17 protein-coding genes are annotated in these 15,805 nt (G+C 71.4%); 9 read left to right on the top strand and 8 right to left on the bottom strand.

Translation table 11 applies throughout. The features are described from left to right. Window positions 1–66 precede the first annotated feature (66 nt). Window positions 67–432: a GatB/YqeY domain-containing protein gene (locus EAT51_RS05680; RefSeq protein ID WP_130514927.1), complete on the top strand. Its 366-nt coding sequence runs from the start codon at window positions 67–69 to the stop codon at window positions 430–432. A gap of 63 nt (window positions 433–495) precedes the next feature. Here EAT51_RS05680 and EAT51_RS05675 read toward each other — a convergent pair whose 3' ends face one another. Next, window positions 496–1,338: an alpha/beta hydrolase family protein gene (locus EAT51_RS05675; RefSeq protein ID WP_130514925.1), complete on the bottom strand. Its 843-nt coding sequence runs from the start codon at window positions 1,336–1,338 to the stop codon at window positions 496–498. Continuing rightward, window positions 1,322–2,464 (bottom strand): DUF3182 family protein, encoded by a 1,143-nt coding sequence (locus EAT51_RS05670; protein ID WP_130514923.1) that lies wholly within the window; start codon window positions 2,462–2,464, stop codon window positions 1,322–1,324. Before EAT51_RS05670 ends, EAT51_RS05675 begins: the two co-directional genes overlap by 17 nt. A 457-nt stretch (window positions 2,465–2,921) precedes the next feature. On the opposite strand from EAT51_RS05670, the gene EAT51_RS05665 reads away from it, so the two are divergent. Then, window positions 2,922–3,185 (top strand): hypothetical protein, encoded by a 264-nt coding sequence (locus tag EAT51_RS05665; RefSeq protein ID WP_130514921.1) that lies wholly within the window; start codon window positions 2,922–2,924, stop codon window positions 3,183–3,185. A 9-nt stretch (window positions 3,186–3,194) separates the two neighbouring features. Here EAT51_RS05665 and EAT51_RS05660 read toward each other — a convergent pair whose 3' ends face one another. Beyond that, entirely contained in the window at window positions 3,195–3,944 is a 750-nt protein-coding gene (locus EAT51_RS05660; protein WP_130514919.1) for a GntR family transcriptional regulator, read from the bottom strand. Window positions 3,945–4,081: 137 nt separating this feature from the next. On the opposite strand from EAT51_RS05660, the gene zwf reads away from it, so the two are divergent. The 4 genes from zwf (at window position 4,082) to EAT51_RS05640 (ending at window position 8,825) form a co-directional block, all read left to right on the top strand. Beyond that, entirely contained in the window at window positions 4,082–5,566 is a 1,485-nt protein-coding gene (zwf, locus tag EAT51_RS05655) for a glucose-6-phosphate dehydrogenase (protein WP_130514917.1), read from the top strand. After that, window positions 5,563–6,276 carry a 6-phosphogluconolactonase gene (gene pgl / locus EAT51_RS05650; RefSeq protein ID WP_130514915.1) on the top strand — a complete coding sequence of 238 codons (714 nt, stop codon included), beginning with the start codon at window positions 5,563–5,565 and terminating at the stop codon, window positions 6,274–6,276. The genes zwf and pgl overlap by 4 nt, the downstream gene beginning before the upstream one ends. Window positions 6,277–6,503: 227 nt before the next feature. Further along, the gene (locus tag EAT51_RS05645; protein WP_130514913.1) at window positions 6,504–7,022 is read left to right on the top strand and encodes a c-type cytochrome; all 519 of its coding nucleotides are present in this window, start codon (window positions 6,504–6,506) and stop codon (window positions 7,020–7,022) included. A 93-nt stretch (window positions 7,023–7,115) separates the two neighbouring features. Next, entirely contained in the window at window positions 7,116–8,825 is a 1,710-nt protein-coding gene (locus EAT51_RS05640; RefSeq protein WP_130514911.1) for an ExeM/NucH family extracellular endonuclease, read from the top strand. A 34-nt stretch (window positions 8,826–8,859) separates the two neighbouring features. Here the strand turns inward: EAT51_RS05640 and EAT51_RS05635 are convergent, their stop codons facing one another. The 5 genes from EAT51_RS05635 to EAT51_RS05615 all read right to left on the bottom strand — a co-directional run bounded on the left by EAT51_RS05635 (window position 8,860) and on the right by EAT51_RS05615 (window position 13,305). Beyond that, entirely contained in the window at window positions 8,860–9,255 is a 396-nt protein-coding gene (locus EAT51_RS05635) for a MerC domain-containing protein (RefSeq protein ID WP_130514909.1), read from the bottom strand. A gap of 168 nt (window positions 9,256–9,423) precedes the next feature. Next, window positions 9,424–10,332, bottom strand: a complete 909-nt coding sequence (locus EAT51_RS05630) for a VOC family protein (protein WP_130514907.1) — start codon at window positions 10,330–10,332, stop codon at window positions 9,424–9,426. Window positions 10,333–10,560: 228 nt separating this feature from the next. Next, window positions 10,561–11,418 (bottom strand): EamA family transporter, encoded by an 858-nt coding sequence (locus EAT51_RS05625; protein WP_130514905.1) that lies wholly within the window; start codon window positions 11,416–11,418, stop codon window positions 10,561–10,563. A 168-nt stretch (window positions 11,419–11,586) separates the two neighbouring features. Beyond that, window positions 11,587–11,922: an EF-hand domain-containing protein gene (locus tag EAT51_RS05620; RefSeq protein WP_130514903.1), complete on the bottom strand. Its 336-nt coding sequence runs from the start codon at window positions 11,920–11,922 to the stop codon at window positions 11,587–11,589. A gap of 183 nt (window positions 11,923–12,105) precedes the next feature. Further along, window positions 12,106–13,305 (bottom strand): DesA family fatty acid desaturase, encoded by a 1,200-nt coding sequence (locus EAT51_RS05615; RefSeq protein ID WP_130514900.1) that lies wholly within the window; start codon window positions 13,303–13,305, stop codon window positions 12,106–12,108. Window positions 13,306–13,435: 130 nt separating this feature from the next. Here EAT51_RS05615 and EAT51_RS05610 point away from each other — a divergent pair, with 130 nt between their 5' ends. From EAT51_RS05610 to EAT51_RS05600, 3 genes are all read left to right on the top strand, one after another. Beyond that, window positions 13,436–14,257 carry an ABC transporter ATP-binding protein gene (locus tag EAT51_RS05610; RefSeq protein ID WP_130514898.1) on the top strand — a complete coding sequence of 274 codons (822 nt, stop codon included), beginning with the start codon at window positions 13,436–13,438 and terminating at the stop codon, window positions 14,255–14,257. Between the two features lie 71 nt (window positions 14,258–14,328). Beyond that, window positions 14,329–15,141, top strand: coding sequence for a bifunctional DNA-formamidopyrimidine glycosylase/DNA-(apurinic or apyrimidinic site) lyase (gene mutM / locus EAT51_RS05605; protein WP_130514896.1), 813 nt, complete (start codon window positions 14,329–14,331; stop codon window positions 15,139–15,141). An 84-nt stretch (window positions 15,142–15,225) separates the two neighbouring features. Continuing rightward, entirely contained in the window at window positions 15,226–15,795 is a 570-nt protein-coding gene (locus EAT51_RS05600) for an ECF-type sigma factor (protein WP_130514894.1), read from the top strand. Window positions 15,796–15,805 lie beyond the last annotated feature (10 nt).

The raw sequence follows: 15,805 nt of genomic DNA, 5'->3' as shown, positions 1-15,805 counted from the left end.
GGAGTTCGGCATCGAGCGCGCGCGCCACGGTTGCGTGCGCTTCCGCCGCGCGGCCATCATGCGGCGATGACCGCCGATGCTGCCCAGCGCTTCGTGGCGCACCTCAAGGCCGACCTGACCGTGGCGATGCGGAGCCGCAACGCCGCCGAGGTCGCGCTCCTGCGTCAGCTGATCGCCGCGATCGATAACGCCCAGGCGGTGGCGGTGGGCGATCGCCACGCGACCTACGTGGTCCATGCCTTCGGCGACCCGACGGTGGAAGTTCCGCGCCGGTCGCTGGACGACGCTGCGCTGCGCCGTCTGATCGAAGATGAGATCCACGCCCGTCGCGACGCCGCGGCCACCTATCGGCAGCTCGGCCAGGATGCGCAGGCGCAGGCATTGGAGGAGGCGATGACGCTGCTGCGTCGCTACCTGGCGCCTGCGTGCTGATTTAGGCGCCGCACGCGTCCAGCAATCCGCGCCGCAAGCCCCTGCGCATACAGCGTCCGCGCCCTACTTCGTCGAAGCGTCGGCCTTGGCCACCGCGTGCGTCGAGGCGGACGGGGCCTTCCCATCCCGCACCCGCTTGCGCTCGTCGATCTTCTCGCGGGCGGCCTGCTCGCGCGCGCCGACCACCATCTCCGTCAGCCACTTCACCAGCACCGTGGTGTAGGTGCGCTGGGCCGGCTTTTCGGAGAAGGCATGGTCGGCGCCGGCGATCACCCGCGAGGTGCGCGAGCGGGCGCGGGTGAAGGCGGCCATGTAGTTCTCGATCACCTGGTGCGGGATGATCTGGTCCAGCTCGGCCTCCACGATCAGCGCATCGCCGCGGAACTCGGCGCAGGCGCGCAGCGCGCGGTTGTCCTTCCAGGCCACCTGGCGATGACGGAACGGGATCAGGTCCGGGTCCTGGTGCAGCTGGCGCTTGGGCAGCTCCCAGCCCTCGTCCTTGTACAGCGCCGGCGTGCGCAGGGCGAGCCAGCGCACCGGCCGCAGCGAGGACAGGATCGCGGCCAGGTAGGCGCCATAGCTGATGCCCACCACGGTGATCGCGTTGCCATCGACATTGGGCTGCTGCACGAACCAGTCGTAGGCGGCCAGCAGGTCGTCCAGGTTCTGCTGGCGCGTGACCCGCTCCAGCATCTGCGCATCGCCTTCGTGGCCGCGCAGGTCGAAGGTCAGGCAGACCACGCCCAGGCCGGCGGCCTCGCGTGCGCGGGCCAGATCGTGGTCCTGGCTGCCGCCCCAACCGTGGACGAACAGCACACCGGGCAAGGCGCGCGCCGGCGCCAGAAGCGTGCCGGACAGCGCGGCGTCTTCTACTTCGAACGCGATGTGCTCAAGGGTGACATCCATCGACTGCGACCCTAGCGTATTTCAGCAGTCTCCCGAGTGAACCCACCTGCCCGTCGAAGTACACCACCGCATCGTCGGGCACCGACTCATCGCTCCAGCTCTCGTGAGTGAGCGCATCGAGCCAGGCGACCTGCGGCTGCGCGGCCAGCGCCTCCATGGCGAGGATCTCGGCCGGGCTGGCCCCGCCGAAGCGCCAGGACTGCTCGAGCACGCCGCAGCGCGTATGGCCCTGCATATCGCACCCATGCACCAGGTCGTAGTTGCGACGCGAGGCGTAGAAGCCCGGATAGGCCGCGCTGATCTGCGCCTCGTAGTGCTGCACCTTGGCGATCGCCTCGTGCGCCTGCGCCGGCAGCGGCACGTGCTGCAGCTGGTCCAGGCCGCCGCGGGCCACGCGCAGCCGCGAGCCGCCGTAGACCTCATCGCCGCGCGGCGTGCGCACGGTGTGCTGGGTGCCGAAGTAGGCGATGGACTGGCCGCCCACCTCCACGCAGCCGACGCTGAAGGTGACCGCGTCCTCGAGATTCAGCTCGACCACCACGCCGGCTTCGATCTCATCGGCGTCCAGCGTGGCGCGCCAGGCCTCCAGCGCGCCGAGCGAATCGACCACGCGCTGGCCGTTGCCGCCACGCGCGTGGCTGAGCTTGCAGCGCACGCGGCCCCGTTCCAGCAGGCGGGCGACGGCGCTACGCAGGTCGGCGTCGGTGAACACCGAGTAGCCGGGTAGCACGGCCTCGCCCAGCGCGTCGCCGAGCGCATGCGCCCAGCCCTCGGGCGCACGCGTACCGCCATCGATCAGGCCATGGGTGACCAGCTTGCTGGCCACGAAGGCCTGCGGCACCACGCCGCCGAACAGATGCGCGGCGCAGCCGATGCCGCGCATCGCCGCTTCCTCGCGGGTCAGCGTTTCCATCGGGATGAAATAGCCGGGCAGGCCGGGCAGCGCCTGGGCACGAAACTCGCGCCCGAGCAGCCGCGCCAGGCGGCGGCCCATGCAGTCCACGCTGGCGCGTTCGTGCGCGGCGCGGCGCGGATCGGTGAACAGCGGCGTGACCGCCGGCGCGTACGGACGCGGCAGCGTGATCGCGTTGGCCGGCGCGGGACGGGATTCGATGATGGCGACCATGGTCTTCCCTCGGGGGTGGGAGGAACGAAGGCACCAGGCCACACGAAGCGGCCCGGTGCGAAGGCGCCTGCGGCGCAGGCGGTGAAGCGCGGGACTGCGTGTTGCAGGTGGTGGCCGCCAAGGGCCCGATGGGGTGCTGCGTGTAGCCGTGGGTGATGCGCGAACTGGACGACGAACCCGTGCGGTGACGCGAGGACGATCTGCCTGGTCTGCTGTTGCCTGCGCAGATGCGCGATCCCCTGGCGCCGAGTATTACCGCGGCACGTAAATCCTGTGCGAAGCCGCGTGGGCGCCGATATGACAATCGCGACGGGGCTGATGACCATCGCGACCTGGACCTGGCGGCAAACGGCGGCGCGACGTGAGACGGGTTCCAGAAACGCCTTGCCGGGTGCGCACGACCGCGCGAAAGGCGGCACTGTGTTCGCTCAAGCCGCACACGCACCGGAGGCCCCAGATGCGCCAGGACCAACTCGACCAGCAACTGCATGCCCTGCACGACAAGGTGGCTGACGGCGCGCCGCCCCTGGACCAGGCCTTCTTCGACGCCTGCGCGGCCGAGGCCTCGGCGATCCTGGCGCACGTGGACGATGCGGCCCAGGCGCGCTATGCGATCGAGCGGATCGACGCGATCTTCGATGCGGTCGGCGTGGACGCGCAGCGGCTGCTGTCCACCGGCCAGCGCAGCCCGCTGCCGGTCGGTGCGGGCACTCAGGGCTGAACGCGCCGCTCAGTCGCTCTGCAGTTCGGCCACGAAGTCGTAGGCGTCGCCGCGATAGAACGAGCGGGTGAACTCGACCACGCGCCCGTCGGCGAGGAAGGCGCGGCGCTCGACCAGCAGGCCCGGCGCGCCGGGCTCCAGCTGCAGCAGGGTCGCGGCCTCGCGCTCCAGCGCCACCGCGCGCAGGCGCTGCAGCGCGCGTCGCGGGCGATGGCCGTAGGCATCCAGCGCCTCGTAGAGCGAGGCGCCGATGCGCTCGGGGTCGGGCAGCAGGCTGTGCGGCACCAGGGTGCGCTCGGCCGCGATCGGCGCGCCGTCGACGTGGCGCAGGCGGTACAGGCGCACCACGCCGCTGCCGGGCGAGAGGTTCAGCGCCATCGCTTCCTCCGGGGTAACGCCGCCGATGCCGCGCTCGAGGAAGGTCACCTGCGGGTCCAGCCCGCGCTCGCGCAGGTCGTCGGTGAAGCTGGTCAGGCGCGAGAAGCTGCGCACGATCCGCTCGGACACGAAGGTGCCCGCGCCCTGGCGCTGGCTCAGCAGGCCCTGGTCGATCAGCCCGGACAGCGCCTTGCGCACGGTCACGCGCGAGAGCTGCAGACCAGTGGCCAGGTCGCGCTCGCTGGGCAGGCCGTGGCCCGGGCCGAGCACACCGGTGTCGATCAGGTGCTGCAGGGCGCGGCGCAGGCGCAGATAGGCCAGGGTGCGGCTGGTCTCGGCCTGCTGCAGGCGGGCGTATTCGGTGGCGATGGCGGACAGCATGCCGCGAAAATACCAATGGGATACCAAGAGTGCAATCACGCGGCACTCACGGGCCCGTTCATATGCAGGGCTGGGCCGCGTGGTAGGGCGGTGGTATCGTCTGTGCCGATCTCCCCGCATCCTGACAAGGCTTCACCGTGAGCGCCAAGACCGTACCCGTGGACAGCTTCGACCTGGTGATCTTCGGCGGCACCGGTGACCTGGCCCTGCGCAAGCTGCTGCCCGGCCTGCTGCGCCGCTATGCCGACGGCCAGATCCCGCAGGACAGCCGCATCATCGGCGTGGCGCGCGATCCGCAGACCGGCGCCGACTACCGCACCCGCGTGGGCGAGGCGCTGGAGAAGATCGCCAGCGACGATCCGCTGCTACGCGCGCGCATCCCGGCCTTCCTGCAACTGCTGGACTACCGCCCGCTGGATGCGACCAAGGACGAGGGCTGGGACGAGTTCGCCGAGCTGCTCAAGCAGACCGGGGCCGAGCGCATCCGCGTGTTCTACCTGTCCACCAGCCCGAGCCTGTTCGTGGACCTGTGCACGCGCCTGCGCGATGCCGGCCTCAACGACGGCAATGCGCGCGTGGTGCTGGAGAAGCCGATCGGCAAGGATTCGGCCAGCGCCGCGGCGATCAACGACGCGGTCGGCGCGGTGTTCTCCGAGCACCAGATCTTCCGCATCGACCATTACCTGGGCAAGGAGACGGTGCAGAACCTGCTGGCGCTGCGCTTCGCCAACATCCTGTTCGAGCCGCTGTGGAACGCCAACCGCATCGACCACGTGCAGATCACCGTGGCCGAGACCGTCGGCCTTGAGAAGCGCGCCGGCTACTACGACACCTCCGGCGCGCTGCGCGACATGGTGCAAAACCATCTGCTGCAGCTGCTGTGCATGGTGGCCATGGAGCCGCCGGCCACGCTGCAGGCCAATGCGCTGCGCGATGAGAAGCTCAAGGTGCTGCGCTCGCTCAAGCCGATCACCGCCGCCGAGGTCAGCCACGTCACCGTGCGCGGCCAGTACCGCGCCGGCGCCTCGGGCGGCGCGGCCGTGCCGGGCTACCTGGACGAGCTGGGCCGCAACGACTCGCGCACCGAGACCTTCGTGGCGATCAAGGCCGAGGTGTCCAACTGGCGCTGGGCCGGGGTGCCGTTCTACCTGCGCACCGGCAAGCGCCTGCCCGAGCGCGTGTCGGAGATCGTGGTGGCCTTCCGCCCGGTGCCGCACTCGATCTTCGACGCCAGCGTCGGCCCGGCCCAGCCCAACCGGCTGGTGCTGCGCCTGCAGCCGGACGAGGGCGTCAAGCTGTGGCTGATGATCAAGGACCCGGGCCCGGGCGGGCTGCGCATGAAGTATGTGCCGCTGGACATGAGCTTCGCCGAGGCCTTCGGCGTGCATCAGCCGGAGGCCTACGAGCGCCTGCTGATGGACGTGGTGCGTGGCAACCAGTCGCTGTTCATGCGTCGCGACGAGGTCGAGGCGGCCTGGGCATGGATCGACCCGATCCTGGACGCCTGGGAACAGCTGCCCGAGGCGCCCAAGTCCTACACCGCCGGCTCGTGGGGCCCCAACGCCGCCGTGGCGCTGATCGAGCGCGACGGCCGCACCTGGCATGAGGACGCCGGCACGTGAGCCTGCAGATCGATCAGACCCTGACCCAGGTCCACGCCTGGCCCGACCACGATGCACTGGCGCAGGCGCTGGCCGCGCAGGTGGCCGACGACCTGCGCGCGGCCCTGGCCGAGCGCGGCCGGGCCACCGTGGCCCTGTCCGGCGGCACCACGCCGGTGCGCTTCTTCCAGGCGCTGGCCGAGCAGCCGCTGCCGTGGAAGCAGGTCACCATCACCCTGGTCGACGAGCGCTGGGTGGACGAGTCCAACGCCCGTTCCAACGCCGCGCTGGTGCGCCAGCACCTGATGTACGGCGCGGCGGCGGTGGCGCGCTTCGTGCCGCTGTACCGCAGCTACGACGACGGCCCCGAGGCGGCCCTGCCCGAGCTGGAGGCCGAACTGGCGCAGACCCTGCCGCTGGACGTGGCCGTGCTGGGCATGGGCACCGATGGGCATACCGCCTCGTTCTTCCCCGGCGGCGATTACCTGGCCCAGGCGCTGGACCCGGCAGGCACCGCGCGCGTGCTGCCCATGCACGCCACCGCCGCCGGCGAGGCGCGCATCACCCTGACCCTGCCGGTGCTGGCCGCCGCCCGGCACCTGTACCTGCACATCGAGGGCGAGCAGAAGGCGCGCACGCTGCAGGAGGCCCTGGCCGCGCAGAACCCGCCGCCGATCGCAGTGATGCTGCGCGCCGCCAGCACGCCGGTGCAGACCTACTGGTGCCCTTGAGCCAGGAGTGCGTGGAGAAGAGTGAGGCGTGAGCGAAAGCGGGATCGGGCTTTGCTCGATCCTCGCCTTGCCACGCACTCCTCGCTCCCACCCGACGGGCCTGCTTATAATCCCCCCGCCGCCCGGCTCGCCGGTGCGGCATCCCGGTCACCCCCACGTCCGGAACATTCGCAACAACCGACGAGTGTTTTCAGCCACGCCGGCAACGGCGCTGCCAAAGGTGGACTGTGCGCAATCACGACCTGGAGTTCCTCAAGCGCTTTTCGATGGTGATCGGCATCCTGGCGGTGGTCACCGTCGGCCTGATCGTCGGCGCGTTCTTCCTGTCCAAGGTCATTCCGGCCGAAGTCTCGCCGGTGGCGGCCAAGCAGACCCAGGCGCGCATCGCGCCGGTCGGCGCGGTCTATGCCGGCGCCACCGGTGCGGCGGCCCAGGCCGCGGCCAAGGCGGCCGCCGAAGCCGCCGCCGCCGCGCAGGGCGCCTACGGCGGCACGCTGGACGGCAAGACCATCTTCGACCAGCTGTGCACCGCCTGCCATACCGCCGGCATCGGCAATGCGCCGATGCTCAACGCCGCCGGCTTCGGCGCGCGCCTGGCCAAGGGCAAGGAGACGCTCTACAAGCACGCCATCGAGGGCTTCACCGGCCCGGACGGCGGGGTGATGCCGCCCAAGGGCGGCAACCCGGGGCTGAGCGAGGCCCAGATCCACGCCACCGTGGACTGGATGCTCGAACAATCGAAGTAATCGCGCAGGCACAATGCCTGGCCGAGAACGCCGCCTTCGGGCGGCGTTTTTGCGTTCACCGCCGTCCTCGCTCGCGTCTTACGGAAATCCCGCATGCCTTCGATCCGTCCGCTGCTGCTGTCTTCCGCCTTGGCGCTGTGCTGCACCTTGCCGGCCTACGCGAAAGAGACGCCGCTGCCGATCGGTCAGGTCCAGGGCAGCCAGGCGCGCAGTGCGCTGGTGGGCCAGACCGTGACGGTCACCGGCACGGTGACCGCGGACCTGCGTGCAGGGCTGCAGGGCTTCTTCGTGCAGGACGCCGGCGATGGCGATGCGGCGACCTCCGATGCGCTGTGGGTCGTGGCCGGCGCCGGCGGGGCGCTTCCGGACATTCACACCGGTCAGCGCTGGCAGCTCACCGGCACCGTGGCCGAGACCGGCGATGGCCCGCACACCCTGACCACGCTGCAGCTCGCCGACGCCAAGGCCCTCCGCGCGGCGATCGCCACGCCCGCGCCCGTTGTGCTGACCGCCCCGCCCGCCGACTGGGCCGCGCTGGAAGGCATGCGGGTGCGCATTGACGCGCCGCTGACCTTGAACGGCACCGACATGCGCTTTGGCCAGACCATCGGCAGCTTCGGCGGGCCGCTGTGGACGCCGTCCGAACGCGAAGTGCCGGGCACGCCCGGCTATGCCGCCCTCGCGGCGGACAACGCGCATCGCCGCCTGCTGCTGGACGATGGCAGCGATGCGCGCGATCCGGCGGTCCTGCCCTACCTGCCCGGTGGCGCGGTGCGCAGCGGCTCGACCGCGACCGGCGCGAGCGGGGTGGTCGACTTCCGCCACGGCGCCTGGCGCCTGCAGGCGCTGACACCGCTGCAGGTGCAGGCGGCCGCGCGCCCGGCGGCGCCGGACGTGCCGGGCAGCGTCAGGATCGCGGTGTTCAACCTGGAGAACCTGTTCAACGGCGACGGCGCGGGCGGCGGCTTCCCGACCAAGCGCGGCGCCAAAACCGAGGCCGAATACCGCGCCCAGGTCGCTAGGCTGGTGGCGACACTGACGCCGCTGCGCGCCGACATCGCCGCGCTGATGGAACTGGAGAACGACGGCTACGGGCCGCAGTCCTCGCTGGCGCAGTTCGTCGAGGCGCTCAACGCCGCCGGCGGCGACTGGCGCTACATCGATGCCGGCAGCGGCCCGGGCGACAACCCGATCCGGGTCGGGCTGATCTATCGCGCCTCGCGGGTCACGCCGGTGGGCAGGCCGGTCACCCTGGAAGGTGGCCCGTTCGTCGAACACAGCCGCGTGCCGCTGGCGCAGGCCTTCCGCCGCGGCGACGGCGCGCTGTTCGTGGTCGCGGCCAACCACTTCAAGTCCAAGGGCTGCAATGAGGCCAGCGGCGGCGACGCCGATGCGCACGACGGCGCCGGCTGCTGGAATGCGACGCGCACCGAGTCGGCCAGGCGCGTGGATGCCTGGCTCAAGTCGGACCCCACCGGCACCGGCGCGACCCGCGCGCTGATCGTGGGCGATCTCAACGCCTATGCGCAGGAGCAGCCGCTGCGCACGCTGCGCCAGGCCGGCTGGGCCGACGCCTTCGCCGCGGCCCACGTGGCGGCGCCCTACAGCTATGTCTACGACGGCCAGCGCGGGCGGCTGGACCACGCCCTGCTCTCGCCGGCGCTGGCGCCGCTGCTGCGCGGCGCGGCCGAATGGCACGTCAACGCCGACGAGCCCGAGCCGCGCGGCGACGCGCGCGACGCCACGCCGGGCCCGTGGCGCAGCTCGGACCATGACCCGATGCTGCTGGGGTTCGATCTCTAGCGGATGAGCGCGCGGCCGACGAGGCCGCGCAGGCTCAGTGGCAGGCCTCGCACGGCGGCGCGTGCGGGCGGCGGCGCCAGTTCCAGACGTGGGCGCTGGCCAGCAGCAGGCTGCCGGCCACGGTCACGGGCGTCTCGACCTCGTGCGAGGGCCAGCCGACCGCCCCGGCGAGCAGCCCGATCAGGCCCAGCGCGGCCAGCGTGACCAGCGGCCAGGGCAGCGGCCGGGCCCGGTGCGCGCGCCACAGCGCGAAGCCGGCCAGCGGCGCGGCGATGGCGACGAACACGATGTGGACCCATTCGGCATGCGCCCAGGCGCCGAACACCGGCAGCAGCGCCGCCAGCACGGGCAGCAGCAGGCAGTGGGCCAGGCACAGCATCGACAGGCCGATGGCCGAGGCATCGGCGGCCTGGGTTGAGGACAGTTTCATGGCGACTTCTCCATTTGTTACTTAGTAACAATACAGGAGGTGTCAAGCCCCGGTGTCAACACGGGCGGCGGGCGACCAAAACCAAGGCGGGCGATGTCATAGGGCTCGGCCGTCCCCGAGCGGTCGCCAGCTGCTTGGCCGATCCACCCCGCCGCGACGCGCTGGTCGTCAGGGCGTGGCGCCGGGCTGGTGGACTTCCGCGATATAGCCTCCGGGGAAACGCAGCATCGCCGCGCGCCGGCCGCCGACCGTGTACGGGCCCACCAGCACCTCGACGCCGGCGTCCTGGGCGCGGCGCAGCGTGGCGGCCAGATCCTGCACCTCGTAGCCGGTCAGCTCCCGACCATAGGGCCACGGCAGATGGCCATCGGAGACCAGCAGCAGCACCTTGCCGTAGCCGGACTGCAGCAGCACGCGGCGCACGGTGGCGTCGGGACGGCCGATCTCCGTCCCGCTGGCCGCGGCCTCATCCGACACGACCTGCCCGTGCGAGAACGCAAGCCATTGCCTGATGAACGCATCGGCCGCGTCGGCGGTGAGATAGAGGCGGTTCTCCGGCACGCTGGTCAGCGCGGAATAGGACGGCGGCGCGGTGTGCCAGTAGAACTGCATGTTGACCCCGCCGGCCCATTGCACCACCACGTCGCGCCCGATCGGATCGGGGAAGGTCTCCACCAGGCGCGTGGCGCCGAGCGAGACGGCGGCGGCGGCGGCCGCGTCGATGTCGGTGACCAGGTAGCCGGTGCGTTCGACGCCGAAGGGATAAGGGATCGGCGTCTTGAAGCCGAACACCGAGAGCGTGCCGACGGGCGAGCGCACCAGCTGCGAGAGCGTCTGGCTCGGCGTCGGCGTGACCTGGACGACGGCCTGCTTGCCGACCGTCCCGCCGAAGGTCGCCACGAAGCTGCGTACGAAGCGATCGAAGTCCTCCGCCTGCACATAGACGTGGGTGGAGTCGTACTGCGGGCCGACGGCATAGGAGGCGTCGGCCGCAGGCGCGCCGGCTCGCGCTGGCGGCGTCCACGGTGCGGTCAAGGCGATCAAGGCGATGGCCAGCAGCGGTAGGCGAGGCTTCATGGGCGTGCTCCAGCGAGAGAAACATCGGCGCACCAGCCGCGACGCGAAATGGACTCAACGCCGTGCGGAACGGACGCAATCGTCAACCGATGCCAAAGCTGGACGGTGACGCTGCGTCACGCATCCTCGAACGCCGCTGCAGGGGCGTCTACCCACGATCGGTGTGGTGGCTCTTCCCTCTTTCGGGGGAGGACGATCGTCGAAGAGGCGCCGCCAGCGCCGCGACGATCAACCCATGCCGCGACTGATCAGCACGATGGAGGCCAGCGCCAGCGGGATGGCGAGCAGGTTCAACCGGCCCAGGCGTTCACCGAACACGCCCACGCCCACCGCCGTGCCGAGCAGCACCACGCCGATGTTCATCGCCGCGAACACGGTGGCCGGCGCCTGCGGCAGCGCGCGGTGCGCGGCCAGGTAGAAGCCGATATTGGCGAAGTTGAGCGCGCCCAGCGCCAGCCCGCCGACGAAGCTGCGCCACTGCAGCCGCACGCCGCGCGCATGCCGCCACAGCTGCCAGCCCAGCATCGGCACGAAGGCCACGGCGAAGGTCGCCAGCAGCGAGGCCGACAGCGGCGCGCCATCGGCGGCGATGCGCTTGAACAGCACATCGGTGGTTGCCCAGCCCACCAGCACCACCAGCGGCAGGCGCCACCCGGTGGACTGCGGCGTCGGCCCGCCGCGCGGGCGCGCCAGCAGGCAGGGGATGGCCACCAGCCCCAGCGCCAGGCCGAGCAGCTGCGCCGTACCGGCGCGCTGGCCGAACAGGGTGAAGGCGGCGATCAGCGACAGCAGCAGCGACAGGCGCTGGGCGATGTCGGTGCGCACCACGCCGGCGCGACGCACCGAGGCGGCCAGCACCAGGAACAGCCCGGGCAGCAGCAGGCCCAGCGGCAGCCACCAGCGCCATGGCGCGTGTTCGCCGGCCAGCGCCTGCAGCGGCGGATGCAGCAGGCCCAGCGCCAGCAGCACGCCGGCCAGGTAGTTCCAGGTCACCGCCTGCGGCACATCCAGCCGCCAGCGCGGCGCCAGGCGGAACAGGACCGACACCGCCACGCTGCACAGCACCGCCAGGGCAAGCCACCACATCGATCACCGCCGTGCGCGCGTTTCAGGGCCGCGCATTATCGCAGCGCGCGCTGGCTCGGGCGGCGGGATTGTGTGCGACGAAAAGAAAGCTGGCCGGAAGCCCGCGCAAGGCGCAGCGCCTCACCTCCACGCGCCTCGCTTCGTCAGGCGTCGCGCGCTTCCGTGTTTCTACTGCGGCGGCGCAGCCAGCTCCCGCGCGTCGAGAAAACCATCGTGATTGCGGTCCTGCCGGGCGAAGCGCGCGCGCAGCTGCTGCACCAGCGCCGCACGCGTGACCGGCTTGCCGCGGCTGCCGGGCAGCTCGGCGCCTTCGAGCACGCCGTCGTGGTTGGCGTCGCGTTCGTCGAAGGCGTAGGTCATCCAGGACACGTACTCCTCGACGCTGACCCGGCCGTCGTGGTCGCTGTCCATGCGCGCCAGGTAGTCGGACGTGCCGGCCGGCTGCTGCGCGGACGCGCCGGGGACGAAGGCCAGCGCCAGCGCGGCGGCCAAGGATGCGTGCATCACGCGACATCGAGTCATGCCGACAGTGTCGCAGCTATGGCGTGCTTCGAACGCCGCGTGCGCGAGATGAGAGCGCCGGTAAAGCCACTGGATCCCCGCCTTCGCGGGGATGACGAGCAACAACGGCGCCCTGACCCCTGACCTCCGGCCCCTGACCTCCGGCCCCTGGCCCCTGGCCCCCAATCAATGCGCCAGCGCGTAACCCTTCAGCCGCTGCGAATAGGCCTGCAGCGAGGCGATGCCGCTTTCCTCGGCCTCCTTGCACCAGGCCTGCAGCTGGCGCAGGCGTTCGGCCGCGTCGTGCGAGCGGGCCTCCAGCAGGGTGGCCAGGCGCTTGCGGTGTTCGACCAGGGCGGCCATGCGCGGACGCTGGGCGATCCAGTGCTGCAGCGCGTCGCGCGCCTCGGGCTTGAGCCAGCGCCCGTCGTCGACCAGGCCGCGGCGCAGGCGGCGCGGCAACAGCTGGCGCAGCTTCTGTCCGGCGATGGAGGCCTCCTCGGCCAGCACCGGGCGGAACACGTTGCGCTGGTAGTCGGTCATGGCCTGGAAGCGGTGCGAGAGCAGCGCCTTGAGCGTGTCGGCGTCGGGCACGGCGATGTTGGGGCGGATGTCCAGGCGCGGCGCCACGCGCAGCACCTTGGCCAGGCGCAGCGCCTCCAGGCCCTTGATCGCGGCCCAGCCGATGTCGAACTCGAAGCGGCGCATGGCGAAGCGCGCCGAGCTGGGGAAGGCGTGATGGTTGTTGTGCAGCTCCTCACCGCCGATCCAGAACGCCCACGGCGTCAGGTTGGTCGAGGTGTCGGCCGATTCGAAATTGCGATAGCCCCACCAGTGGCCCAGGCCGTTGACCACGCCGGCGGCCCAGAACGGGATCCACGCCATCTGGATCGCCCACATCGCCACGCCCGGCAGGCCGAACAGCACCACGTAGGCCACGGCCAGCACGATCGGGCCCCAGTTGGCGCGCGGGGTGTAGAGGTGGCGCTCGAGCCAGTCCTCCGGCGCGCCGCGGCCGTACTGCTCGATGTCGCCGCGGTTCCAGCGCGCCTCGCGGTACAGCTCCACGCCCTCCCAGAACACCTTGCCGATGCCGCGCGTCTGCGGGCTGTGCGGGTCTTCCTCGGTCTCGACCTTGGCGTGGTGCTTGCGATGGATCGCCACCCACTCCTTGGTGATCATCGAGGTGGTGAGCCAGGTCCAGAACCGGAAGAAATGGTTCAGCACGGGATGGAAATCCACGCCGCGGTGGGCCTGGCTGCGGTGCAGGTACAGGGTGACCGAGAAGATGGTCAGCTGGGTGCACACCAGCAGCACCAGGGCCAGCTCCCACCAGGTGAACTGGGTCAGGCCGCCGGTCAGGAAGTCGATCAGGGACGGATGCATGGGTTCCCCCTCCAGGGACCTAAGCGCAGGCAACACGCCCACCGCTGGCGTCCATAATGCAGGCTGCCCCCGCAAACTTCACCCGTCGCCCGCGTATGGCGTTCAGCCCCGCGGGCGCAGCGCCCGCCTTATGTCAGCATCGTCAGATTCCACGCCCGTTTCCGAGCCCCTGATCGAACTGGACCGCGCCACCGTGGTGCGCGGCGGCACGCCCGTGCTGGAGGCGCTGGACCTGCGCATCCAGCTCGGCCAGCACGTCGCGCTGCTGGGCCCCAACGGCTGCGGCAAGTCGACCTTCATCAAGCTGATCAACCGCGAGCTGTATCCGCTGGCGCGCGAGGGCGAGGCGCCGGTGCGCGTGTTCGGCCAGAGCCGCTGGAACGTGGCCCAGCTGCGCACGCGCCTGGGCGTGGTCACCTCCGATGCCACCGCGCTGCTGCAGGACATGCCGCAGCTGGGCGTGGACGATGCGGTGGTGACCGGGTTCTTCTCCAGCTTCGTGCTGCCGATCGACCAGGACGTCACCGCGCAGATGCGCGCCCGGGCGGCCGAGGCGCTGGAGCGGGTCGGCGCCCAGGCGCTGTCCGGCCGGCCGGTGGCCGAGCTGTCCACCGGCCAGATGCGCCGGGTGCTGATCGCCCGGGCGCTGGTCCATCGGCCGCAGGCGCTGCTGCTGGACGAGCCCACCGCCGGCCTGGACGTGGTGGCCCAGCAGCAGTTCTGCGCGCTGATGGGCGAGCTGGCCCGGCAGGGCGTGACCCTGGTGCTGGTGACCCACCACCTGGAGGAGATCGTGCCGGAGATCGACCGCGTGGTGCTGATGCGCGAAGGCCGGATCCTGGCCGACGGCCCGCGCGCCGAGGTGCTGACCGCGGAGCGGCTGTCGCAGGCCTACGGCGCGCCGGTACGCGTGCAGCGCGACGGCGCCGTGTACCGGGCCATCGCCGGCTGAGCGGCAGGCTTGCCGCGGGCGGGTTGCAGACCCATCTTGCCTAGTCCGCCCTGCCCCTCGCGCGCCCCGCCATGCCCGAACTGCCCGAAGTCGAAACCACGCGCCGCGGCCTGGCCCCGCACCTGGAGGGCGCGGTGGTGCGCGCGGTGCTGCAGCGGCGCGACGACCTGCGCTGGCCGATCCCGCCGCAGGTCCGCGCCCACCTGCCCGGCGCGCGCATCGACGCGGTGCGCCGCCGCGCCAAGTACCTGCTGCTGGACACCCAGGCCGGCAGCGCGCTGCTGCACTTGGGCATGAGCGGCAGCCTGCGCGTGCTGCCGGCGGCCACGCCGGTGAAGGCGCACGACCACGTCGACCTGGCCCTGGACGGGGGCCGGGTGCTGCGCTTCAACGACCCGCGCCGCTTCGGCAGCCTGCTGTGGCAGGAACCGGGCAGCGTGCATCCGCTGCTGCAGGGGCTGGGGCCCGAGCCGCTGTCGGAGGACTTCGACGGCGACTACCTGTTCGCGCGCAGCCGCGGCCGCAGCGCCTCGGTGAAGACCTTCCTGATGGACCAGCGCATCGTGGTCGGGGTGGGCAACATCTACGCGGCCGAGAGCCTGTTCAGCGCCGGCGTCCACCCGCTGCGCGCCGCTGGCAAGGTCTCGCGCGAGCGCTACGAGGCCCTGGCCGCGGCGATCAAGGCCGTCCTGACCTACGCCATCACCCGCGGCGGCACCACGCTGCGCGACTTCATCAGCCCCGACGGCGCGCCGGGCTATTTCGAGCAGGAGCTGTGGGTCTACGGGCGCCAGGGCCAGCCCTGCAAGCGCTGCGGCACCGCGCTGAAGGTCGAACAGATCGGCCAGCGCACCACGGTGTGGTGCCCGCGCTGCCAGCGGTAGCGGAAAAGTAACGAAAATTCTGTGCTATTCCGGTTCCACCGGCTATAGTCGGACCTCGTGGGGATCGACTCAGGATGTCGACGCATGGAAGTCGGTACCGATATCACCTTGCTGCTGGACTCGGCGCGCGGCGGCGACCGCGCCGCGCTGGACCGCGTGCTGGCCACGCTCTACCAGGAGCTGCACGGCATGGCGCGGCGCCAGCTGGCCGGCCAGCAGGGCCACACCCTGGACGCGACCGCCCTGGTGCACGAGTCCTATCTGAAGCTGCTCGGCGCCCAGGGCGCGGCGCATTTCGACGACCGCGCGCACTTCTTCGCCTACGCCGCCTCGGCGATGCGCTCGGTGGTGGTAGACTACGCCCGTAGCCGGCTGGCGCGCAAGCGCGGCGGCGACCTCAAGCGCGTGGCCGAGATCCCGGAGGACGTGGAGAGCAACCTGCTGCGCCTGGACGAGACCACCCTGGCGCTCAACACCGCGCTGGACCGGCTGGCCGATGCCGACCCGCGCCTGGCCAAGGTGGTGGAGATGCGCTACTTCGGCGGCCTGTCCGAGCTGGAGATCGCCGAGCTGATGCAGCGCTCGGAGCGCAGCGTGCGCCGCGACTGGCAGAAGGCGCGGCTGTTCCTGCTGGCGGCGATGCAGGACGAGTAGCGCGCGAGCC

Origin of the sequence: Pseudoxanthomonas winnipegensis, assembly GCF_004283755.1 — a bacterium.
Taxonomy (GTDB): domain Bacteria; phylum Pseudomonadota; class Gammaproteobacteria; order Xanthomonadales; family Xanthomonadaceae; genus Pseudoxanthomonas_A; species Pseudoxanthomonas_A winnipegensis.
The sequence above is the reverse complement of the archived record's forward strand: the minus strand, read 5'-3'. Positions and strand labels throughout refer to the sequence as shown.

Coding starts and splice junctions, on each gene's coding strand:
- EAT51_RS05675 (WP_130514925.1), bottom strand. CDS start 1,338: ATGGATGTCACCCTTGAGCACATCGCGTTCGAAGTAGAAGACGCCGCG.
- EAT51_RS05680 (WP_130514927.1), top strand. CDS start 67: ATGACCGCCGATGCTGCCCAGCGCTTCGTGGCGCACCTCAAGGCCGAC.
- EAT51_RS05625 (WP_130514905.1), bottom strand. CDS start 11,418: ATGTGGTGGCTTGCCCTGGCGGTGCTGTGCAGCGTGGCGGTGTCGGTC.
- EAT51_RS05640 (WP_130514911.1), top strand. CDS start 7,116: ATGCCTTCGATCCGTCCGCTGCTGCTGTCTTCCGCCTTGGCGCTGTGC.
- EAT51_RS05670 (WP_130514923.1), bottom strand. CDS start 2,464: ATGGTCGCCATCATCGAATCCCGTCCCGCGCCGGCCAACGCGATCACG.
- EAT51_RS05610 (WP_130514898.1), top strand. CDS start 13,436: ATGTCAGCATCGTCAGATTCCACGCCCGTTTCCGAGCCCCTGATCGAA.
- EAT51_RS05665 (WP_130514921.1), top strand. CDS start 2,922: ATGCGCCAGGACCAACTCGACCAGCAACTGCATGCCCTGCACGACAAG.
- EAT51_RS05635 (WP_130514909.1), bottom strand. CDS start 9,255: ATGAAACTGTCCTCAACCCAGGCCGCCGATGCCTCGGCCATCGGCCTG.
- EAT51_RS05620 (WP_130514903.1), bottom strand. CDS start 11,922: ATGCACGCATCCTTGGCCGCCGCGCTGGCGCTGGCCTTCGTCCCCGGC.
- EAT51_RS05630 (WP_130514907.1), bottom strand. CDS start 10,332: ATGAAGCCTCGCCTACCGCTGCTGGCCATCGCCTTGATCGCCTTGACC.
- EAT51_RS05660 (WP_130514919.1), bottom strand. CDS start 3,944: ATGCTGTCCGCCATCGCCACCGAATACGCCCGCCTGCAGCAGGCCGAG.
- EAT51_RS05600 (WP_130514894.1), top strand. CDS start 15,226: ATGGAAGTCGGTACCGATATCACCTTGCTGCTGGACTCGGCGCGCGGC.
- EAT51_RS05615 (WP_130514900.1), bottom strand. CDS start 13,305: ATGCATCCGTCCCTGATCGACTTCCTGACCGGCGGCCTGACCCAGTTC.
- mutM (WP_130514896.1), top strand. CDS start 14,329: ATGCCCGAACTGCCCGAAGTCGAAACCACGCGCCGCGGCCTGGCCCCG.